Below are 18,199 nucleotides of genomic sequence, written 5' to 3' on the forward strand. Positions count from 1 at the left end.
CATGTCTGCTGAATCCCTGACCCCCGGCGTGGCGCCCGCCGCGGCCGGCCGCCGCCGCTGGGGCCTGTGGCTGGCCGGCGCCAGCGGGGTGGGCCTGCTGGGGCTGCTGGGCGTGGGCATGGGCCGCGACCCGCGCGAGCTGCCCTCGGTGCGCCTGGGCCAGCCCTGGCCGGCCCGGCCCATGCCGCAGCTGGGCGGCGGCCCGGCCGTGGACCCCGCCACCTGGCGGGGCAAGCCGCGCCTGGTCAACCTGTGGGCCAGCTGGTGCGCCACCTGCGTGGAGGAACAGCCCGTGCTGCTCGCCCTGGCCCGCAGCCTGCAAGCCCAGGGCCGGGCCGACCAGCTCATCGGCCTGAACTACAAGGATGCCCCGGCCGACGCCCAGGCCTGGCTGCGCCGCCACGGCAACCCCTTTGCGCAGCAGGTGGTGGACGCCGACGGCCGCCTGGCCATCGACCTGGGCGTGTACGGCGCGCCAGAGACGTTTGTGGTGGATGCGCAGGGCCGCATCGCCTACCGCCATGTGGGGGCCCTCACGCCCGAGGTCATCGCCCGCGAGCTGCTGCCCCGCCTGGCTGGCGCTGGCGCCGGGGGGCGGGCATGACCGCCCGGCCTGTCCGGGCCCGCCGCGGCGCCTGGGCCCTGGGCCTGTGGGGCGCGCTGGCGGTGGCCCATGTCGCCTGGGCCGCTGCGCCGCTGCCCCCTGGCGTGGACGCCGACCGCCTGCACCAGCTTGCCGCCGACCTGCGCTGCCTGGTCTGCCAGAACGAGAGCCTGGCCGACTCCACCGCGCCGCTGGCCCAGGACCTCAAGCGCGAGATCGCCGAGCGCATGGCCGCAGGTGACAGCGACGCGCAGATCCTGGACTTCCTGGTTGCCCGCTACGGCGACTTCGTCACCTACCGGCCGCCGCTGGCGCCGCGCACCCTGTTGCTGTGGGGCGGGCCGCTGGGCCTGCTGGGGGCTGGGGGCCTGCTGCTGTGGCGGCAACGCCGCCCCGGCGGGCCCACGTCGGGGCCGGCCGGCCCCGTGCCGCACGACCCGCTGGCCGACGGGTCCTGAGTCGAACCCGCACCCCGCACCCCGCACCCCGCACCCCGCACCCCGCACCCCGCACCCCGCCGACGCCGGCCCACCGCCATGCTCCCCCGATGCCCATGACCTTCTTCAATGCCTTGCCGCCCTGGTTGCTGCCTTTCATGGCCGCGGCGGTGGCCCTGGTGGCGCTGTTCTCGGCCAGCCTGGTGTGGGCGGCCGGTGCGCCGCAGGCCCCTGCGGCGAACGCCGCGCCGTCCGGGGTTGCCCCCGGCTGGGCGCGCGGCGCGCTGTGGATGGGACCGGCGCTGGCCGTGCTGCTGCTCTATGTGGCCCTGGGCACGCCGCGCGCCCTCAACCCGGCGGAGCACCAGGCCGACGACCCCGCCGCCGAGATGGAAGCCCGCGTGGAGCGCCTGCTGGAGCGCCTCCGCCGTGAGCCCCAGGACCGCGCGGGTTGGCTGATGCTGGGCCGCTCGCTCAAGGTGCTGGGTCGCCTGACCCAGGCCGCCGACGCCTACGCCCAGGCCGGCGACGCGGCCCTGGCTGATCCGGATGTGCTCACCGACTGGGTGGAGGCCCGCATCCTGGTGGCCGACCACCATTTCGACGACACCAGCCGCGCCCTGCTGGCCCGTGCCATGGCCCTGGCCCCCGACCATCCCGGCGTGCTGCTGCTGCGGGGCCTGGCCGCGCTGGACCGGGGTGACCCCCGCAGCGCCCGGCAGGCTTTTGCGCAGCTGCGCGAGCAGCACAGCCCGGACAGCCCCGACCGCGCCGCGCTGGACGAGGCCATCCGCCGCCTGGACGCCGGGCAGGACCCCCGGGCCCGCCCGCCGTCGGCCGGGCCGGGGCAGGGCCGCTGAACCATGGACCCGCAACGCCGCTTCTTCCTGCGCCGGGTCAGCGGGCAGGCACCGGCCTTTTCCCCTGACCCGGCCGTGGGGCCCAGCGCCCCCGGAGCCGCCCCCACGCCCCGGCGTCCCCCTTGGGCCCTGTCACCCGAGTCCGACTTCACGGCCGCCTGCACCCGCTGCGGCGCCTGCCAGACGGCCTGCCCCCATGGCCTGCTGGTGGCGGGCGACGGCGGTTTTCCGGCGCTGCGCTTTGTGCACGGCGGCTGCGACTTCTGCGGCGCCTGCGTGCGCCATTGCGGCCCTGGCGCCCTGCGCCCCCCGCCCGGCACCGCCGCCACCGACCCGGGGCCCTGGCCGGCCCAGGGCGCCTTGCCCGGTCGGGTGCGGCTGGCGGCGCACTGCCTGGCCCTGCGCCAGGTGGAATGCCGCCTGTGCGGCGACGCCTGTGACACCCGTGCCCTGCGCTTTGTCCCCGCGCCGGGCGGCGTCTCGCGGGTGCAGCTGGACCCCGCCCGCTGCCATGGCTGCGGGGCCTGCCTGCCGCCGTGTCCGGTGGGGGCCTTGGACTGGGCGCCGCCGCCGGCGCCGCCACGGCCTGCCAACGTCTGAATGCCGCCGTCTCGACGCGGCCGATCCGGTGCCGACGGCGCCCGCACTCGGCCAGAATCGCCGCACGGCCGCCGCGCCCCCTGGCCGTGCCCTTGTCCCCACCGTCGCCACCTCTGCTGCCATGCCTGATTCGCCCGACCTGCCCGACGACGCGCTGCTGGTCAGCCTGTGCGACGCCCTCATCCACAGCCGTCAGCATGTGGGCCCCAAGCACCTGGCCGAGCCCGGTCCGGACGAGGCCACGCTGCGCGACCTGCTGGCCGCCGCCGCCGCCGCCCCCGACCATGGCCGCATCACCCCCTGGCGCTTTCTGGTGCTCGGGCCCCAGGCCCGCCAGCGCTTGTCCCAGGTGTTTGTCGACAGCCTGCTGGCGCGCGACCCCCAGGCCTACCCCGACCAGGTGGAGGACGCCCGCAAGAAGGCCTTCCGTGGTCCGGTGCTGCTCATGGCCATCGCCCGCTTGGACGGCTTGGACCCCGACATCCCCGCCTGGGAGCGCCTGCTCTCGCTGGGGGCGGCGCTGCAGAACCTGCTGCTGGCTGCCCAGGCCCGCGGCCTGGGCAGCGGCGTGACCAGCGGCCGCGCCCTGCAGTGCGAACGGCTGCGCCAGGCGTTTGACATCGCCCCCGGCGAGCAGGCGGTGTGCTTCATCACCTTGGGCACCCCCAGCCGCAGCAAGCCGGCCCGGCCCCGGCCAGCGGTGGAAGACTTTGTGACGTGGATTTGAGGCCCACCGCGTGGGGTGTGCAAGGGTCAGGCCGCCGTGCGTACCATGGCGCCATGAGCCGCAACGACTTTTCTTTCCTGACACGGGCCCGGCGCGCGGCCGGGGGTTTGGTGCTGGGCAGCGCCGCGATCCTGGCGGGCTGCGCCAGTGCCCCCACGGCGCCGCTGCCCACCGTGGCCCAGGTCGACCTGGACCGTTACCTGGGCCGTTGGCACCAGGTGGCCCTGGTGCCCAACCGCTTTCAAGCCCAATGCGTGGGCGACACCACGGCCGAGTACCGGCGTGACGGGGCAGCGGTGGAGGTGCGCAACCGCTGCCGCCGTGCCGACGGTGGGTTTGACGAGGCGGTGGGCGTGGCCCAGGTGGTGCCGGACAGCGGCAACGCCAAGCTGCGGGTGAGCTTCTTCCGCCCCTTCTATGGCGACTACTGGATCCTGGCGCTGGACCCGGACTACCGCTGGGTGCTGGTGGGTGAGCCGCGCCGCGAGTATGGCTGGATCCTCTCGCGAAGCCCGCAGCTGCCGGCCGCCGACCTGGAGGCCGCCCTGGCCCGGGCCGAGGCCCTGGGCTGGCGCCGCAGCCAGTTCCAGGTGGCCCCCGGGGCGGTGGCGCCGCGCTGAGCGCCGGGCGCCGGGCGCCAGGCCGCAGACGGCGCCTCAGGTGCCGGCGCTGGCCGGCCTGGCGGGCAGGCTCACGCCGGGGCTGGTGGGGTCGGCCGCGCCCTCCTTGGGGGCGCCGATGCGCTGTTCCACCGCCGGCAGGGTGTGGGCAATGCCCTTGTGGCAGTCGATGCAGGTCTTGCCGTCGGCAAAGGCCGCCTGGTGGGTGGCCGAGCTGCGCTTGTTCTGCTCGGCGTAGTCCATGAACTCGAAGTGGTGGCAGTTGCGGCACTCGCGGCTGTCGGTGCGCTTCATGCGGTCCCACTCGTGCTGGGCCAGCTCCGCCCGCTTGGCGTTGAACTTCTCGGGCGTGTCGATGGTGCCCAGCACCTTGTGCAGCACCTCGTTGCTCGCCTGGATCTTGCGGATCATCTTGTGCCCCCATTCCTTGGGCACATGGCAGTCGGGGCAGGTGGCCCGCACGCCCGTGCGGTTCTGGTAGTGGATGGTGTTGCGGTATTCGGCGTAGACGTTGTCCTTCATCTCGTGGCAAGAGATGCAGAACTCTTCGCGGTTGGTGTATTCCAGCGCGGTGTTGAAGCCGCCCCAGAACAGGATGCCGGCCACAAAGGCGCTGGCCAGCACCGCAAAGCGGCGGGTCTTCATGGCGGCCCAGCAGCGGGCCAGCAGGCCGGCCGGGGCCGGGGAGGGGGTGTGCTCGCTCATCTTGACGACTCCGGCATCACTGCAGGCCACGGGCGCGCTGGAAGGTGTTGTCCACCAGCGGCTTGGCATCGGTCTGCGGCACATGGCACTGGGTGCAGAAGTAGCGGCGCGGGCTGATGTTGTCCAGCTCGGTGCCTTCGCGGGTCTTGAAGTGGGTCACGCTCACCTTGGGGGCGCCGGCGGCCTTGGCCTTCTGGAAGGCGTGGCAGTCCATGCACTTGTTGTAGTTCTTGGTGATCTGGTAGCCCTGGGTGGTGTGCGGGATCAGCGGCGGCTGCTGCACGAAGTCCCGGTCCGACGGGGCGTGGTCGCGCTCCTGGCGCGAGCCCTCCGGGGCGTTGTCCTGCGTCAGGGGGGTGCCCCCGCGCAGGCCCTGCAACTTGACGGGGGCTGGGGCCGGGTCGGCGGCGCTGGCCATGTCCGCACCCATCCACACCATCGAGGCGGCCAGCAGCACCTTGGCCAGGGTCTTCATCAGGGTTCTCATCAGTCTCTCCGGGTATCGAATCGGTGGGTCAGGGTGAACACGTCGGGGCCGCACACGTCGATGCAGCGGCCGCAGTTGGTGCAGGCGCTGGAGGCGATGACCGGGCTGGCGCCGCCCTTGCCCTTCAGCGCGATGGGAATGACCTGGGGCTCGGGGCACACGGCGTAGCAGTCCGCGCAGTCATTGCAGCGGCTGCTGTGGCGGGCGCTCACGCGCAGCAGCGCCTTGTGGCCGATCAGCGCGTAAAGCGCGCCGGCGGGGCACACGTGGCCGCACCAGCCGCGGGGCGCGGCCAGCAGGTCGAACAGGAACACCGCCAAGGTGACGCCCCAGGCGACGCTGCCGCCAAAGATGAGCGCCCGCTGGGTGAGGCTCACCGGGTTGACGCTCTCCCAGGCCATCAGGCCGCTGGCGGCGCTGGCCAGCAGCACGGCGGCCAGCAGCCAGAAGCGAAAGTCGCTGCGCGGCGCGCGGCCGCCGCTCAGGCCCAGGCGACGGCGCAGCCAGGCGGCGGTGTCGGTGACGAGGTTCACCGGGCAGACCCAGGCGCAGAACACCCGGCCACCGGCCAGCGCGTAGAAAGCGGTGACGATCACAGCGCCCAGCACGGCGGTGGCCGCCGGCCAGTGGGCGCCGTGCAGGGCCTGGGCGGCCAGCTGCTGCAGGAACACCAGGGGGTCGGTCAGCGGCAGGGTGTCCAGCGTCAGGCTGGACGAGAGGTTGCCCTTGACGATCCACACCCCCGCCCAGGGGCCGAGCAAAAACAGCCCGAGGAGGCCCAGCTGGCTGGCGCGGCGCAGCAGCAAAAAGCGGTGGGCCCGCCACCAACCCTTGAGCTGCACGGCCTCGGTGCCCGGGCGAAGTGCGGGGCTCATGGCGTGCCTCCGGCGCGGCCCAGGCTCGGCGGGGCATAGGGCTCGGCGCCCGAGCGCAAGGGGGCCAGATCACCGGGCCCGGGCTGCTCGGGCAGACGCTGCGCGGGCCGCTTGAAGCCGGGCTGGCCGCTGCGGTTGTCTGCCTCCCAGCCCTTGCGGTAGTGGTGGCCCAGCTCGCCACGCGCCAGCGTGGCGGGCAGCACCTTGATGGCGGGCTGCTCCAGCACGCAGCTCTTCTCGCACTTGCCGCAGCCGGTGCAGGCGCTGCTGTGCACGGTGGGCAGCAGCATGGCATGGCGGTCACTGCGCGGGTTGCTGACCTTTTCCAGGGTGATGGCCTCGTCGATCACCGGGCACACCCGGTAGCACACATCGCAGCGCAGGCCCAGGAAGTTCAGGCAGTTCTCCTGGTCAATCAGCACGGCCACACCCATGCGGGCCTGGGTGATGTCGGTCAACGTGCGGTCCAGCGCGCCGCTGGGGCAGGCCTTGACGCAGGGCAGGTGCTCGCACATCTCGCAGGGAATGTCGCGGGCCACGAAGTAGGGCGTGCCGATGGCGACATCGGCAGCGATACCCGCGCCCCATTGGCTCAGGTGCAGGTTGCCGGGCGGGCAATCGCGCACGCACAAGCCGCAGCGCAGGCAGGCGGCCAGGAACTCGGGCTCGGCCAAGGCGCCGGGCGGGCGCAGGGCCTGGGCCGGGCGCGCCAGTGCCGGCCGGCCGGCCAGCGTGGCCGCGCCGGCCACCAGCGCGGCCGAGGTGGCCGACGCCGCGCCTTGCAGCAGCTCTCGTCGGTTCATGGGGCCCGTCCGGTCATCTCAAGCAGGGGTGGCTGAGGTGCCCAGGCCTCAGGCCTTCACCACCTTCACGGCGCACTTCTTGAAGTCGGTTTCCTTGCTGATGGGACAGGTGGCGTCCAGCGTGAGCTTGTTGACCAGCTTGCCTTCATCGAAGAAGGGCACGAACACCAGGCCGCGCGGCACCTTGTTGCGGCCCTTGGTTTCCACGGCCAGCTCGATCTCGCCCCGGCGCGAGGCCACCTTCACCTTCATGCCGCGCTGCAGGCCGCGGGCCTGGGCGTCGTCGGGGTGCATGAACAGCACGGCCTCGGGCACGGCGCGGTGCAGCTCGGGCACGCGGCGGGTCATGGTGCCGGTGTGCCAGTGCTCCAGCACGCGGCCGGTGCACAGCCACAGGTCAAAGTCCTTGTCCGGGCTCTCGGCGGCAGGCTGGTAGGGCAGGGCGAAGATGTTGGCCTTGCCGTCCTTGAAGCCGTAGAACTTCACGCCCTCGCCTTTCTTGACGTAGGGGTCGTAGCCTTCACGGAAGCGCCAGAGGGTTTCCTTGCCGTCCACCACCGGCCAGCGCAGGCCGCGCACCTCGTGGTAGACGTCAAAGTCGGCCAGGTCGTGGCCGTGGCCACGGCCAAATTCAGCGTATTCCTCGAACAGGCCCTTCTGCACGTAGAAGCCAAAGGCCTCGGACTCGGCGTTCTTGTAGTCCTTGATGTACTTGGCGTTGACCTTGCCCAGGTCGGCCAGGGGGTACTTGTTGACCTTGCCGTTCTTGAACAGCACGTCGAACATCGTCTTGCCCTTGACGGCGGGCTGCTTGGCGATCAGCTCGGCCGGCCACACCTCTTCCATCTTGAAGCGCTTGGCGAACTCCATCATCTGCCACAGGTCCGAGCGGGCCTGGCCCGGTGCGGCCACCTGTTGGCGCCAGAACTGGGTGCGGCGCTCGGCGTTGCCAAAGGCGCCTTCCTTTTCCACCCACATCGCGGCGGGCAGCACCAGGTCAGCGGCCATGGCGCTGACGGTGGGGTAGGGGTCGCTCACCACCACGAAGGCCTTGGGGTTGCGCCAGCCCGGCAGGATCTCGCCGTTGATGTTCGGGCCGGCCTGCATGTTGTTGTTGGTGGTGACCCAGTAGCACTTGAGCTTGCCGTCCTTGAGCGCGCGGCTTTGGGCCACGGCGTGCAGGCCGATCTTGTCGGGGATGGTGCCCTCGGGCAGGCCCCAGATCTCTTCGGTGTGCTTGCGGTGCTCGGGGTTGGTCACCACCATGTCGGCCGGCAGGCGGTGGGCGAAGGTGCCCACCTCACGGGCCGTGCCGCAGGCGCTGGGCTGGCCGGTCAGGCTGAAGGGGCCCGAGCCCGGGGTGCTGATCTTGCCTACCAGCAGGTGGACGTTGTAGATCATGTTGTTGGCCCAGGTGCCGCGGGTGTGCTGGTTGAACCCCATGGTCCAGAACGACACCACCTTGACCTTGGGGTCGGCGTACAACTCGGCCAGGGCCTTGAGCTTTTCCACGGGCACGCCAGACAGCGCGCTGACCTTCTCAGCGGTGTACTCGCTGACGAACTTGGCGTACTCCTCGAAGCTGATCGGGGTCGAGTCGTTCGGATTGCCCTTGGGCTTGCCGTCGGCGCCGGGGTAGCCGTTGGACTTGGCATCCTTTTCCAGCGCGTGCACCGGGCGCAGGCCGTAACCGATGTCGGTGGCGCCCTGCTTGAAGTTGATGTTCTTCTTGACGAACTCCTGGTTCACCTTCTTGTGGGTGATGATGTAGTTCGCGATGAAGTTCAGGATGGCCAGGTCGGTCTGCGGCGTGAAGATGATCGACTGGTCGGCCAGGTCGTAGCTGCGGTGCTCGTAGGTGGAGAGCACGGCCACCTTCACATGCGGGTTGGACAGGCGGCGGTCGGTGATGCGGCTCCACAGGATGGGGTGCATCTCGGCCATGTTGCTGCCCCACAGCACGAAGGCGTCGGACTGCTCGATGTCGTCGTAGCAGCCCATCGGCTCGTCGATGCCGAAGGTGCGCATGAAGCCGGCGACGGCGCTGGCCATGCAGTGGCGGGCGTTCGGGTCCAGGTTGTTGGAGCGGAAACCGGCCTTCCACAACTTGCTGGCGGCATAGCCTTCAAAGATGGTCCACTGTCCGGAGCCGAACATGGCGATGCTGCCCGGGCCTTCGGCCTTGAGGGCTTCTTTCCACTTGGCGGCCATCACGTCAAAGGCTTCGTCCCAGCTCACGGGCACGAAATCGCCTTCCTTGTCATAGACACCGTTCTTCTTGCGCAGCAGGGGGGTTTGCAGCCGGTCCTTGCCGTACATGATCTTGGACAGGAAGTAGCCCTTGATGCAGTTCAGGCCACGGTTCACCGGCGCTTCGGGGTCGCCCTGGGTGGCCACCACGCGGCCGTCTTGCACGCCCACCATCACGGCGCAGCCGGTGCCGCAGAAGCGGCAGGGGGCTTTGTCCCAACGCACCGCGGTGTCGGCTGCGGTCTTGGCCGGCTGCGTTGCGGCCTCGGCCACGATGGGGATGCCGGCAGCGGCAGCGCTGGCGGCCAGGGCCTGGGACTTCAGGAAATCACGACGGTTGGCTTGCATGGGCGGGTCTCCGGCGACCACCGCGGCGGTGTTGGCGGGCGGTGGGCCTGTGGGGCGCCGGGCGGTGCCCGGTCGGTTCTGGCGTGGGGGGAATGCTCGTCGGCGCCACGGCCGGCGTCCATGAACTGGTTCAAGGACGCTGGCGGCCGCGGTCGCCGGCGCTCAGCGGGGCGTGGCGCTGTCGCCGCGCCAGGCGCGGTAGTCGATCTGGTCGGCGCCGGCCGGCGGGGGCGCGTCCGTACCGGAGTACTCCCAGACCAGCGAGGCGGCCAGCACCTCAGGCCACTGGGCAATGCGCGCCAGCTGCGCCGCAGCACTCTCGGGCGGGTGGCCGTCCGGGGTCGGTCCGCTGGCGTCGGCGTCTTCCAGCAGCACCACCAGCCGGCCGTCGCCGGGGTTGAGGGCCAGGTCGGCGCCGGGCAAGGTGGCCAGGCGGGCGCAGACCTCGGGCAGGTCGGCAGGGCGGGTTCGGATCACGGTCCCCAGCAGGCTCATGGCGTCAGGGCCCGCGGGCAACGGGCAAGGTGGCAGCTACAGCGCATGCACTGTGACGGTGCATCGCCAAGCGAGCCATGACCTGGGTCAAGAACCGAGAAGCGGCGATCCTCGGCCAAGGGGGGGCGTCATGCCCCCGTTTGTGTGCGAAATTGCAAATTTCTTGGGCGGTTTGTCGGGGTTTTCTGCGGTGCTGCCCGTGTCTAAAGTGGTGCGCAACCGGCTACCCGACCGGATTGCCGCCACCCGCCGGGCACCCGCCCGGGCCGGCCGACACGCAGGGCCACGCCACCACCTCTCCAGGCAGGCGTGAGGCCCGTCGGCCGGCGCGGTGTCTTTTTTGCTGGCGCCATCGTGGCGCCACCGCAACCTGCACTTCCCAGCGCCCGGTGCGGCCGGCCCCGGCGCTGCCGCGCCAGGGCCTCAACCCGCTCACTGCGGCTGGAAGCCGCTCTGGCGGATCAGGCGGGTCCAGACGGCGCTGTAGGCCTTCTCGCGCTGGGCCAGCTGTTCGCCACTCATGTGGCCCACGCTCAGGCCCATGGCCGTCAGGCGCTCGTGCACCGCCGGCTTGGCCACCACCTTGGCCAGGGCGGCCGAGAACTGCTCCAGCGTGGCCTTGGGCGTGCCAGCGGGGGCGAAGACGCCGTAGTACGGCATGTCCTCCAGGCCCGCCAGCCCCAGCTCCTTGAAGGTCGGCACGTCCGGCATCACCGCCTGGCGCTGGCCGCCCAGCACCGCCACCACGCGGATCTTGCCGTTGCGGTGGTTCTCGATGAAGTCCGGGATCGAGCCGATGCCGGCCGGGATCTGGTTGCCCAGCATGTCGGCCATCATTGGGGCGCTGCCGCGGTAGGGCACGGCCACCAGGTCCAGGCCGTACTTCTCGCCCACGACCTTGACCAGGAATTCCGGCGTGGAGGCCGGGGCGGGCACCCCGACCGAGCCCTTGCCCCCCTGTCCCTTGACCTGGGCCACGTACTCGTTGAAGGACTTGGCCGGCGTGCCGCCGGAGACCGCGAAGGCGTTCACAAAGGAGGCGAAGCCGGCGACCGGCACGAAATCCCGCGCCGGCTCGTAGCCTGGCGTCCGGACGACCTGCGGCAGGATGGAGATGGTGTGGTCATGGCTGAGGAACAGCGTGGTGCCGTCCGGGGCCGCGGCCTTGAGCGCCTGGGCGGCCAGCTGGCCGCCCGCACCCGGTTTGTTCTCCACGATCACCGGTGCGCCCAGCTCGTCCTTCAGGTGCTCGGCCAGGATGCGGGCGATGGCGTCGGTGCCGCCCCCGGCCGGAAAGCCCACCAACAGGCGGACGGTCTTGCCCTCGGCCAGGGCAGGCGAGGCGGCCAGGGGCGCCAGCGCGGCCAGGGCAGCGGCCAGCAGACGACGGCGAAGGGGGGCGGCGGGTGTGGACATGGCGGATGGGCGTGCAGACGGCTGCAGGAGCCTGGGGTTGGGAATGCCATGAAGCATAAGCGCACCGCGCCCGCACGGCGCCTTCGTGCCGCAGGGGCGCGTCTCTTGAGCCTCTGGCATGGCATGCTGGCGGCCCCACGGCGTCCCTCCCCAACTTGCCATGAGCCCCATCACCCCACCTGGCCTGCTGGTCCTGCATGGCAACCGCACCGAATGGCTGCTGCAGGCCGTGGTGGCCTGGCTGCAGGCCCACCCGCTGGGTCCGTTGGAGGAGGAGGGCGTGCTGGTGCCCTCCAACGGCATGGCCGAGTGGTTCAAGATGGCCATGGCCCAGCAGGCCGGGGTGTGCGCCGCCACCCGGGTGGAGCTGCCCGGCCGCTTCCAGTGGCGGCTCTACCGGCAGACCTTGGGCTGGCGGCAAGTGCCTGCGGCCTCACCGCTGGACAAGCTGCCCATGACCTGGCGCCTCATGGCCACGCTGCCGGGCCTGCTGGGCCAGCCGCTGTTTGCCCCGGTGGCCGGCTTTTTGCAGGGGCAGGAGCCCGAGCGGCCGCTGCAACTGGCCAGCCGCCTGGCCGACCTCTTTGACCAGTACCAGATCTACCGCGCGGACTGGCTGCAGGACTGGGCCGACGGGCGAGACCAGCTGCGCACCGCCGACGGCGGCCACCGGCCGGTGCCGGCCGACCAGGCCTGGCAGCCGGCCCTGTGGCGCGCCCTGGTGGCGCCGCTGGACGAGGCCGGCCGGGCCGCCTTGCGCCCGGTGCTGCACCAGCAGGTGGTGCAGGCCCTGCGTGGCACCGGGCCCACCGCCCGGCCGCTGCCGCGCCGCGTGGTGCTCTTCGGCATGACCCACCTGCCGCTGGCGCTGCTGGAACTGCTGTCCGCCCTGGCCACCCGCGTGCCGGTGCTGCTGGCGCTGCCCAACCCCTGCCGCTTCCATTGGGCCGACACGGTGGACGGGCGGGAGCTGCTGCGCTGGCAGGCGCGGCGCCAGCCGCTCAAGCGTGGTGCCGACCTGGCCGCCGTGCCGCCCGAGGCCCTGCACGCCCACGCCCATCCCCTGCTGGCGGCCTGGGGCCGGCAGAGCCGGGACTTCATCCGCCTGCTGGACCTGCACGACGGCACCGCCAACGCCGCCGCCCCGGCCGGCCTGCAGCGGGTGGACTTGTTCGACGACGAGGCCGATCCCGCGACGCCCAGCCTGCTGCAGCAGGTGCAGCAGCGCATCCGCGACCTGGTGCCGCTGCCGGAACATGCCGCGCTGGCCCAGCCCGTCGGCCCGCAGGACCGCTCCATCGTCTTCCACCTCGCCCACAGCCCCATGCGCGAGGTCGAGGTGCTGCACGACGAGCTGCTCACCTTGCTGGCCCGGGGGCAGCACACCGCCGAGGGCCGGCCGCTGGCGCCCCGCGACATCGTGGTCATGGTGCCCGACATCGCCCGTTTCGAGCCCGCCATCCGCGCGGTCTTCGGCCAGCTCAAGCGCCAGGATCCCCGCTGGATTCCCTTTGACATCGCCGACCTGAGCACCCGCCATGCCAGCCCGCTGGTGGGCGCGGTGGAATGGCTGCTGCGCCTGCCCCAGCAGCGCGGGACCAGCAGCGAGCTGCGCGACCTGATGGACGTGCCCGCCTTGGCCCGCCGCTTCGGCCTGGACGAGGCCGACCTGCCGCAGCTGGCCGCCTGGATGGCTGGTGCGGGGCTGCGCTGGGGCCTGGACGCTGGCCACCGCGGTGCCCTGGACCTGGCCCCCTGCGGCACGGCGCACAGCGCCGCCTGGGCGGTGGAGCGCCTGCTGCTGGGCTATGCCAGCGGCCCCGACCCCCGGCAGCCGGGGGCCGACCGCGCCTTTGATGGCATCGAGCCCCATGTGGAGGTGGGCGGCCTGGAGGCGGCCCTGGCGGGCTGCCTGGCCGCGCTGGTGGAGCGCCTGCAGCACTGGCGCGTGGCCTTGGCCGAGCCGGTGCCCCCCGCTGCCTGGGCCCAGCGCCTGCGCAGCCTGCTGGGCGATTTCCTGGACCCCCGCAGCGACGAGGAGCGCGCGGTGCTGGCCGCCCTGGAAGATGCGCTGCAGGACTGGCTGGACGCCTGCGAGGAGGCCGGCTTCCAGTCTCCGGTGGGGCTGGCCGTGGCCCGCGAGGCCTGGCTGGCCGCGCTCGACGAGCCCCGTGCCAGCCACCGCTTCCGCGCCGGCGGCGTCACCTTCTGCACCCTCATGCCCATGCGTGCCATTCCCTTCGAGGTGGTGTGCCTGCTGGGCATGAACGAAGGCGACTACCCGCGCCGAGCACCGCGCAGCGACCTGGACCTGATGGGACAGCCCGGCCAGACCCGGCCCGGCGACCGCGCCCGCAAGGACGACGACCGCCAACTCATGCTGGAGGCGCTGCTCTCGGCCCGCCAGGTGCTCTACCTGAGCTGGTGCGGCCACAGCCAGCGTGATAACAGTGCCCAGCCCCCCTCGGTCCTGGTGGCCCAGCTGCGGGACTACCTGAGCGCTGGTTGGGGGCCCGCGCGGCTGGCCGAACGCACCACCGCCCATCCGCTGCAGCCCTTCAGCCGCCGCTACTTTGAGGCGCTCCCCCCGGCGGATGCCGATGCCGATGCCGATGCGGACGCCGACGCGCCCGCCTCACCGGGCGGTGCCCCCGACGGGCCGCCGCCCCTGTCCACCTGGGCCGGGGAATGGCGCCAGGCCCATGACCGACCCGAGCCCGGCGGCTTCGGCCCGGACACCACCGCTGACCTTGCCGCGGACCCGCCCAGCGCCCGCCCCACCAGCGGCGGCCCGATGGCCTTGCCGCCGTGGCGGCCTGACCCCACCGCGCCGCTGGACCTGGCCCGGCTGCACCGTTTCCTGCGCAACCCGGCAAGGGCCTTCTTTGCCGAGCGGCTGCAGGTCCGGCTGGACGAGGCGCCCGCGGAAGACCTGGACGACGAAGTCTTCGAGCTGCAGGGCCTGGCCCTGCACCAGCTCCTGGCCGGGCTGCTGGCCCGCTGGCAGCCGCGCACAGCCGGGGATAGGCCGGAACTTGCGGCCGGGGAGGTCCGGGATGAGGTGCCGGCGATGCCGTCGGCTGCGGCACAGGCCGACGCGCCTGCCGCGCCCGGTCAGCCATGGCGCCAGGCGCTGGACGAGGCCCTGGCCCGCCTGGACCGCCAGGGTGCGTTTCCGCTCGGGGCCCCCGGCCGCCGGGCCCGCCAGCGGCTCGGTCAGGACCTGGCCGCCCAGCTTCAGGTCTGGCAGGCCCTGGGGCACCACGGCGGCGAGCCTGCCCCGCACGTGCCGGTGGAGGCCTGGGTGCCCGAGCTGGCCCCCGGTGCCGGTGCTGAAGGTGGCCCGGCGCGCGACCCCGACGCCGGCGTGCTGCTGCGCGACAGCCTGGACGGCCTGCGCCACGGCCCGGGCGGTGAGGGCCCCTGCCTGGCCGAGCTGCTGCCCCAGCGCCTGGTGGCCCAGCCTGCCACACGCAAGCGGCCGGCGGTGCCGCGCCTGCGCCACCTGCTGCTGCCCTGGGTGCGCGCCCTGGCCAGTGCCGCGATGCGGCAGCCCATCACCCAGTACCTGGTGGGCCGTGACGCCACGCTGCGCTGCCCGGCTCCGCCGGTCGACGACGCCCTGCCCCTGCTGGAGGCGCTGCTGGCGGCCTGGGCCCAGGGCCAGCGCCAGCCGCTGCCGGTGGTGCCGCTGACCGCCTCGGCCTGGCTGGGCCACCAGCCGCAGGACGGGGGCGATGACCCCACCGGACTGCCGCCGGGCGGGGCCGACACCCCGCCGCCGGCCTGGTTGGAGGAAGCCGCCGATGCCGCGGCCCAGGCCTATGACGGCGGCTACCAGCAGGTTGGCGAAGGCGCAGACCCCTGCCTGCAGCGCCTGTGGCCCCAGGCCCAGGACCTGCTGGAGGCCGAAGACGGCGCCTTCGCCCACTGGGCGCCACATCTGTACGGCGTCTGGCGCTGCTGGGCGCTGGAGGCGGTGCAGGTCATCGTCCACCCTGGGGCCGCGGACGAGGGCGCGGCCGGGGAGTCTGCATGAGCGCCCGCCCCCTTCCCCCTCCGGAGAGCCCTGTCATGACCCGTGCCCCCCGCCTGCCGGACAGCGCCGCGCCGGCCGCGGACGGCGCCCGCCCGCTGCGCCCCCTGGACTTTCCGCTGCACGGCGCCCAGCTCATCGAGGCCAGCGCCGGCACTGGCAAGACCTGGACCATTGCCGCCCTCTACCTGCGGCTGGTGCTGGGCCACGGCCTGGCCGGCTCCGACCCGCAGACCGCCACCGCCTACCCCGGGGGCCCGCTCCTGCCCGGCCAGATCCTGGTGATGACCTTCACCCGGGCGGCCACCCGAGAGCTTTCCGACCGCATCCGCGCACGGCTGCTGGAGGCTGCCCGCGCCTTCCGCGCCGCGGACGAGGAGGGCGCTCCGGCGCCGGCCGACCCCCTGCTGGCCGGTCTGCTGCAGGCCTATCCCGAGCCGGCGGCACGCATCCGTGCCGCCTGGCGGCTGGCCCAGGCCGCTGAAGCCATGGACGAGTCCGCCATCCACACCATCGACGCCTGGTGCCAGCGCATGCTGCGCGAACATGCCTTTGACAGCGGCAGCCTGTTTGACGAGGAGCTGGTGCCCGACGAGGCCGAACTGCTGGCCCAGGCCGCCCGCGACTACTGGCGCCAGCAGGTCTATCCGCTGGACGACGCGGCCCTGGGCGAAGTGCTGAAGGTCTGGTCTGGCGTCCCCGCGCTGCTGGAGGACGCCCGCCAGCTCTTGGCCCTGCCGCCGGAGGTGCTGGACCCCGACGACCGCCCGGTGCCTGCTCTGCGCGGGCTGCTGACCGAGCGCGCCCAGGCCCTGCGGCCCCTGATGCAGCAGGCCGGTGCGCAGCTGGACACCCTGGCGCAGTGGCTGCTGGCCGAGATGGAGACCCGTCCGCGCGATTGGGACGGCCGCAGTTTCAAGCCCGCCCAGGTGCGCGACTGGCTGGAGCGCCTTCAGGCCTGGGCCCGGGCCGAGGACAGCCCCGATGGCGTGCCCCTGCACCTGCCCGACCTGGGCTCCGGCAAGGACCGCGGCCCGCGCACCCACTGGTTCACCGTGACGGGCCTGCAGGCGGTGCGCAACGCCAAGGCCGGCCCGCTGGGCGCCACGCCGCCCTGCCTGGACTGGTGGCAGCAGGTGCTGGACACCTACGACGGCCTGCCGCCCCTGGCCGTCGGCCTGCGCCAGGCGGCCGCCCGCGCCATGGCCCGCCGGCTGGCCGACTTCAAGCGCCAGCGCGGGCAGTTCGGCTTTGCCGACCTGCAGCAGCGCTTGGCGGCCGCGTTGGCCGGCCCCGCCGGCGCGCGGCTGCGCCATCGCATCGTCACCCAGACGCCGGTGGCCCTGATCGACGAGTTCCAGGACACCTCGGCCCTGCAGTTCGGCCTGTTTGACGCGCTCTACGGGGTGACCCGCGAGGCGGTGGGCGCCGGCCAGGAGCCGGCGGCGCCCGCCACCGCGCTGCTGCTCATCGGCGACCCCAAGCAGTCCATTTACCGCTTCCGCGGGGCCGACATCGACAGCTACCTGCGCACCCGCGCCGCCACGGCCGGCCACCACCACCGGCTGGACACCAACCACCGCTCCACCACGGCGGTGGTGGAAGCCGTCAACAGCCTCTTTGGGCGGGGCCAGGCCGTCTGCCCCGCGGGTGCCTTCGACTACCGGCCGCCAGGGGGCGGCGACGACCCGCTGCCCTTCCAGCCGGTGCGGGCCCGGGGGCGCGCGGAGGTGCTGGGCCATGCCCACGCCCCGCTGCCGGCCCTGACCGTGGTGCACACCCTGGCGCCCGCCCGGGGCGAGCCCCTGCGCCGGGCCTATGCCGAGCGCTGCGCGGCCCAGGTGGTGGCCTGGCTCAATGCGCCGGACCTGGGCTTCCGGCCGGCGGCTGGCGGGCCCGGGCCGCTGCCCGCCGGTGTCCCCGCCTGGCAGCGCCTGCGTCCGGCCGACATCGCCATCTTGGTCCGCACCGGTACCGAGGCCGCCGCCGTGCGCCGGGCCCTGGCCGCGCGGCAGGTGGCCTCGGTGTTCCTTTCGGACCGCGACTCGGTGCTGGCCAGTCCGGAGGCGGCCGACCTGCTGCTGTGGCTGCAGGCCGTGGCCGAGCCGCAGGATGTGCGGCGGGTACGCACCGCGCTGGCCACCCGTCTGGCCGGCCTGGAGCTGGCCGAGCTGGTGCGGCTGGCCGAGGATGACGACCTGTTCGACCAGCGCGCCGAATTGCTGCGTGCCCTGCACCAGGTCTGGCGCACCCAGGGGGTGCTGCCCATGCTGCGCCAGACCCTGCACCGCCTGGACCTGCCGGCCCGCTGGTTGGCCCAGCCGGGCGGGGAGCGCCCGCTGACCAATCTGCTGCACTTGGCCGAGCTGTTGCAATCGGCCAGCCGCACGGTGGAGGGCGAGCAGGCCCTCATCCGCTGGCTGGCCCTGCAGCGCGAGGCCCTGGCACAGGGCCAGACCCCGGGGGGTGACGACGCCCTGGTGCGGCTGGAGAGCGATGCCGACCTGGTCAAGGTCGTCACCATCCACAAGAGCAAGGGCCTGGAGTACCCGGTGGTCATGCTGCCCTTTGCCACCTTGTTCCGCCCGGTGGAGGCCCGCGGCACCCGCCACCTGCTGCGCGCCGGTGCCGACGGCCGGCCCGAGCTGGTGCTCGATCCCGATGTCGACGACCTGGCCGCTGCCGACCGGGAGCGCCTGCGCGAGGACCTGCGCCTGTGCTACGTGGCCCTGACCCGCGCTTCCCATGCCCTGTGGCTGGGGGTGGCGGCCGTGCAGCAGGGGCAGGCCGGCGAGGTGCGGGTGCACCGCAGCGCGCTGGGCCACCTGCTGACCGGGGGCCAGCCCGTGGATGGCGCCGGGCTGGGCCAGGCCCTGGCCGACTGGGCCGCGGCCTGCCCGCAGGTGGTGCTGCAGCCGGCTGCCGCGCCGGAGGCG

The 18,199-nt window shown here is 73.1% G+C and carries 15 protein-coding genes; 8 read left to right on the plus strand and 7 right to left on the minus strand.

Annotated elements, in window-relative coordinates; all coding sequences use genetic code 11:
• Position 1: 1 nt before the first annotated feature.
• From G3A44_RS09805 to G3A44_RS09830, 6 genes are all read left to right on the plus strand, one after another.
• Positions 2–604, plus strand: coding sequence for a DsbE family thiol:disulfide interchange protein (locus G3A44_RS09805; RefSeq protein WP_163457331.1), 603 nt, complete (start codon positions 2–4; stop codon positions 602–604).
• Complete coding sequence (locus tag G3A44_RS09810; RefSeq protein WP_163457332.1) at positions 601–1,062, plus strand: cytochrome c-type biogenesis protein; 462 nt, start codon at positions 601–603, stop codon at positions 1,060–1,062. The genes G3A44_RS09805 and G3A44_RS09810 overlap by 4 nt, the downstream gene beginning before the upstream one ends.
• Positions 1,063–1,151: 89 nt before the next feature.
• On the plus strand, positions 1,152–1,901 hold the full coding sequence (locus G3A44_RS09815; RefSeq protein WP_163457333.1) for a tetratricopeptide repeat protein: 750 nt from the start codon (positions 1,152–1,154) through the stop codon (positions 1,899–1,901).
• A 3-nt stretch (positions 1,902–1,904) separates the two neighbouring features.
• The gene (locus tag G3A44_RS09820; protein ID WP_163457334.1) at positions 1,905–2,501 is read left to right on the plus strand and encodes a 4Fe-4S dicluster domain-containing protein; all 597 of its coding nucleotides are present in this window, start codon (positions 1,905–1,907) and stop codon (positions 2,499–2,501) included.
• Positions 2,502–2,622: 121 nt separating this feature from the next.
• Positions 2,623–3,228 (plus strand): nitroreductase family protein, encoded by a 606-nt coding sequence (locus G3A44_RS09825; protein WP_163457335.1) that lies wholly within the window; start codon positions 2,623–2,625, stop codon positions 3,226–3,228.
• Between the two features lie 53 nt (positions 3,229–3,281).
• Positions 3,282–3,848 carry a lipocalin family protein gene (locus G3A44_RS09830; RefSeq protein ID WP_163457336.1) on the plus strand — a complete coding sequence of 189 codons (567 nt, stop codon included), beginning with the start codon at positions 3,282–3,284 and terminating at the stop codon, positions 3,846–3,848.
• Between the two features lie 36 nt (positions 3,849–3,884).
• Here G3A44_RS09830 and G3A44_RS09835 read toward each other — a convergent pair whose 3' ends face one another.
• From G3A44_RS09835 to G3A44_RS09865, 7 genes are all read right to left on the minus strand, one after another.
• Positions 3,885–4,553: a NapC/NirT family cytochrome c gene (locus G3A44_RS09835; RefSeq protein ID WP_375138643.1), complete on the minus strand. Its 669-nt coding sequence runs from the start codon at positions 4,551–4,553 to the stop codon at positions 3,885–3,887.
• A 16-nt stretch (positions 4,554–4,569) separates the two neighbouring features.
• On the minus strand, positions 4,570–5,040 hold the full coding sequence (locus G3A44_RS09840) for a nitrate reductase cytochrome c-type subunit (RefSeq protein WP_203561356.1): 471 nt from the start codon (positions 5,038–5,040) through the stop codon (positions 4,570–4,572).
• On the minus strand, positions 5,040–5,915 hold the full coding sequence (gene napH, locus G3A44_RS09845) for a quinol dehydrogenase ferredoxin subunit NapH (protein ID WP_163457337.1): 876 nt from the start codon (positions 5,913–5,915) through the stop codon (positions 5,040–5,042). The genes G3A44_RS09840 and napH overlap by 1 nt, the downstream gene beginning before the upstream one ends.
• Positions 5,912–6,718: a ferredoxin-type protein NapG gene (gene napG, locus G3A44_RS09850; RefSeq protein WP_163457338.1), complete on the minus strand. Its 807-nt coding sequence runs from the start codon at positions 6,716–6,718 to the stop codon at positions 5,912–5,914. The genes napH and napG overlap by 4 nt, the downstream gene beginning before the upstream one ends.
• A 48-nt stretch (positions 6,719–6,766) precedes the next feature.
• Positions 6,767–9,316, minus strand: a complete 2,550-nt coding sequence (gene napA, locus G3A44_RS09855; RefSeq protein WP_163457339.1) for a nitrate reductase catalytic subunit NapA — start codon at positions 9,314–9,316, stop codon at positions 6,767–6,769.
• A 162-nt stretch (positions 9,317–9,478) separates the two neighbouring features.
• Positions 9,479–9,811 carry a chaperone NapD gene (locus G3A44_RS09860; protein ID WP_163457340.1) on the minus strand — a complete coding sequence of 111 codons (333 nt, stop codon included), beginning with the start codon at positions 9,809–9,811 and terminating at the stop codon, positions 9,479–9,481.
• A gap of 432 nt (positions 9,812–10,243) precedes the next feature.
• Entirely contained in the window at positions 10,244–11,227 is a 984-nt protein-coding gene (locus tag G3A44_RS09865; protein WP_163457341.1) for a Bug family tripartite tricarboxylate transporter substrate binding protein, read from the minus strand.
• A 160-nt stretch (positions 11,228–11,387) separates the two neighbouring features.
• Here G3A44_RS09865 and recC point away from each other — a divergent pair, with 160 nt between their 5' ends.
• Together recC and G3A44_RS09875 are read left to right on the plus strand one after the other, a co-directional pair.
• A complete protein-coding gene (recC, locus tag G3A44_RS09870) occupies positions 11,388–15,266 on the plus strand; it encodes an exodeoxyribonuclease V subunit gamma (RefSeq protein ID WP_163457342.1) in 3,879 nt (1,292 codons plus the stop codon).
• Positions 15,267–15,301: 35 nt separating this feature from the next.
• Positions 15,302–18,199 (plus strand): UvrD-helicase domain-containing protein (locus G3A44_RS09875; RefSeq protein ID WP_163457343.1); only part of this gene is annotated, 2,898 nt, incomplete at its 3' end.

Origin of the sequence: Ideonella livida (genome assembly GCF_010499455.1) — a bacterium.
GTDB lineage: Bacteria > Pseudomonadota > Gammaproteobacteria > Burkholderiales > Burkholderiaceae_C > Ideonella > Ideonella livida.

Excerpts from the sequence above, each read along its gene's own strand:
- G3A44_RS09805 (WP_163457331.1), top strand. The coding sequence starts at position 2 with ATGTCTGCTGAATCCCTGACCCCCGGCGTGGCGCCCGCCGCGGCCGGC.
- G3A44_RS09810 (WP_163457332.1), top strand. The coding sequence starts at position 601 with ATGACCGCCCGGCCTGTCCGGGCCCGCCGCGGCGCCTGGGCCCTGGGC.
- G3A44_RS09815 (WP_163457333.1), top strand. The coding sequence starts at position 1,152 with ATGCCCATGACCTTCTTCAATGCCTTGCCGCCCTGGTTGCTGCCTTTC.
- G3A44_RS09820 (WP_163457334.1), top strand. The coding sequence starts at position 1,905 with ATGGACCCGCAACGCCGCTTCTTCCTGCGCCGGGTCAGCGGGCAGGCA.
- G3A44_RS09825 (WP_163457335.1), top strand. The coding sequence starts at position 2,623 with ATGCCTGATTCGCCCGACCTGCCCGACGACGCGCTGCTGGTCAGCCTG.
- G3A44_RS09830 (WP_163457336.1), top strand. The coding sequence starts at position 3,282 with ATGAGCCGCAACGACTTTTCTTTCCTGACACGGGCCCGGCGCGCGGCC.
- G3A44_RS09835 (WP_375138643.1), bottom strand. The coding sequence starts at position 4,553 with ATGAGCGAGCACACCCCCTCCCCGGCCCCGGCCGGCCTGCTGGCCCGC.
- G3A44_RS09840 (WP_203561356.1), bottom strand. The coding sequence starts at position 5,040 with ATGAGAACCCTGATGAAGACCCTGGCCAAGGTGCTGCTGGCCGCCTCG.
- napH (WP_163457337.1), bottom strand. The coding sequence starts at position 5,915 with ATGAGCCCCGCACTTCGCCCGGGCACCGAGGCCGTGCAGCTCAAGGGT.
- napG (WP_163457338.1), bottom strand. The coding sequence starts at position 6,718 with ATGAACCGACGAGAGCTGCTGCAAGGCGCGGCGTCGGCCACCTCGGCC.
- napA (WP_163457339.1), bottom strand. The coding sequence starts at position 9,316 with ATGCAAGCCAACCGTCGTGATTTCCTGAAGTCCCAGGCCCTGGCCGCC.
- G3A44_RS09860 (WP_163457340.1), bottom strand. The coding sequence starts at position 9,811 with ATGAGCCTGCTGGGGACCGTGATCCGAACCCGCCCTGCCGACCTGCCC.
- G3A44_RS09865 (WP_163457341.1), bottom strand. The coding sequence starts at position 11,227 with ATGTCCACACCCGCCGCCCCCCTTCGCCGTCGTCTGCTGGCCGCTGCC.
- recC (WP_163457342.1), top strand. The coding sequence starts at position 11,388 with ATGAGCCCCATCACCCCACCTGGCCTGCTGGTCCTGCATGGCAACCGC.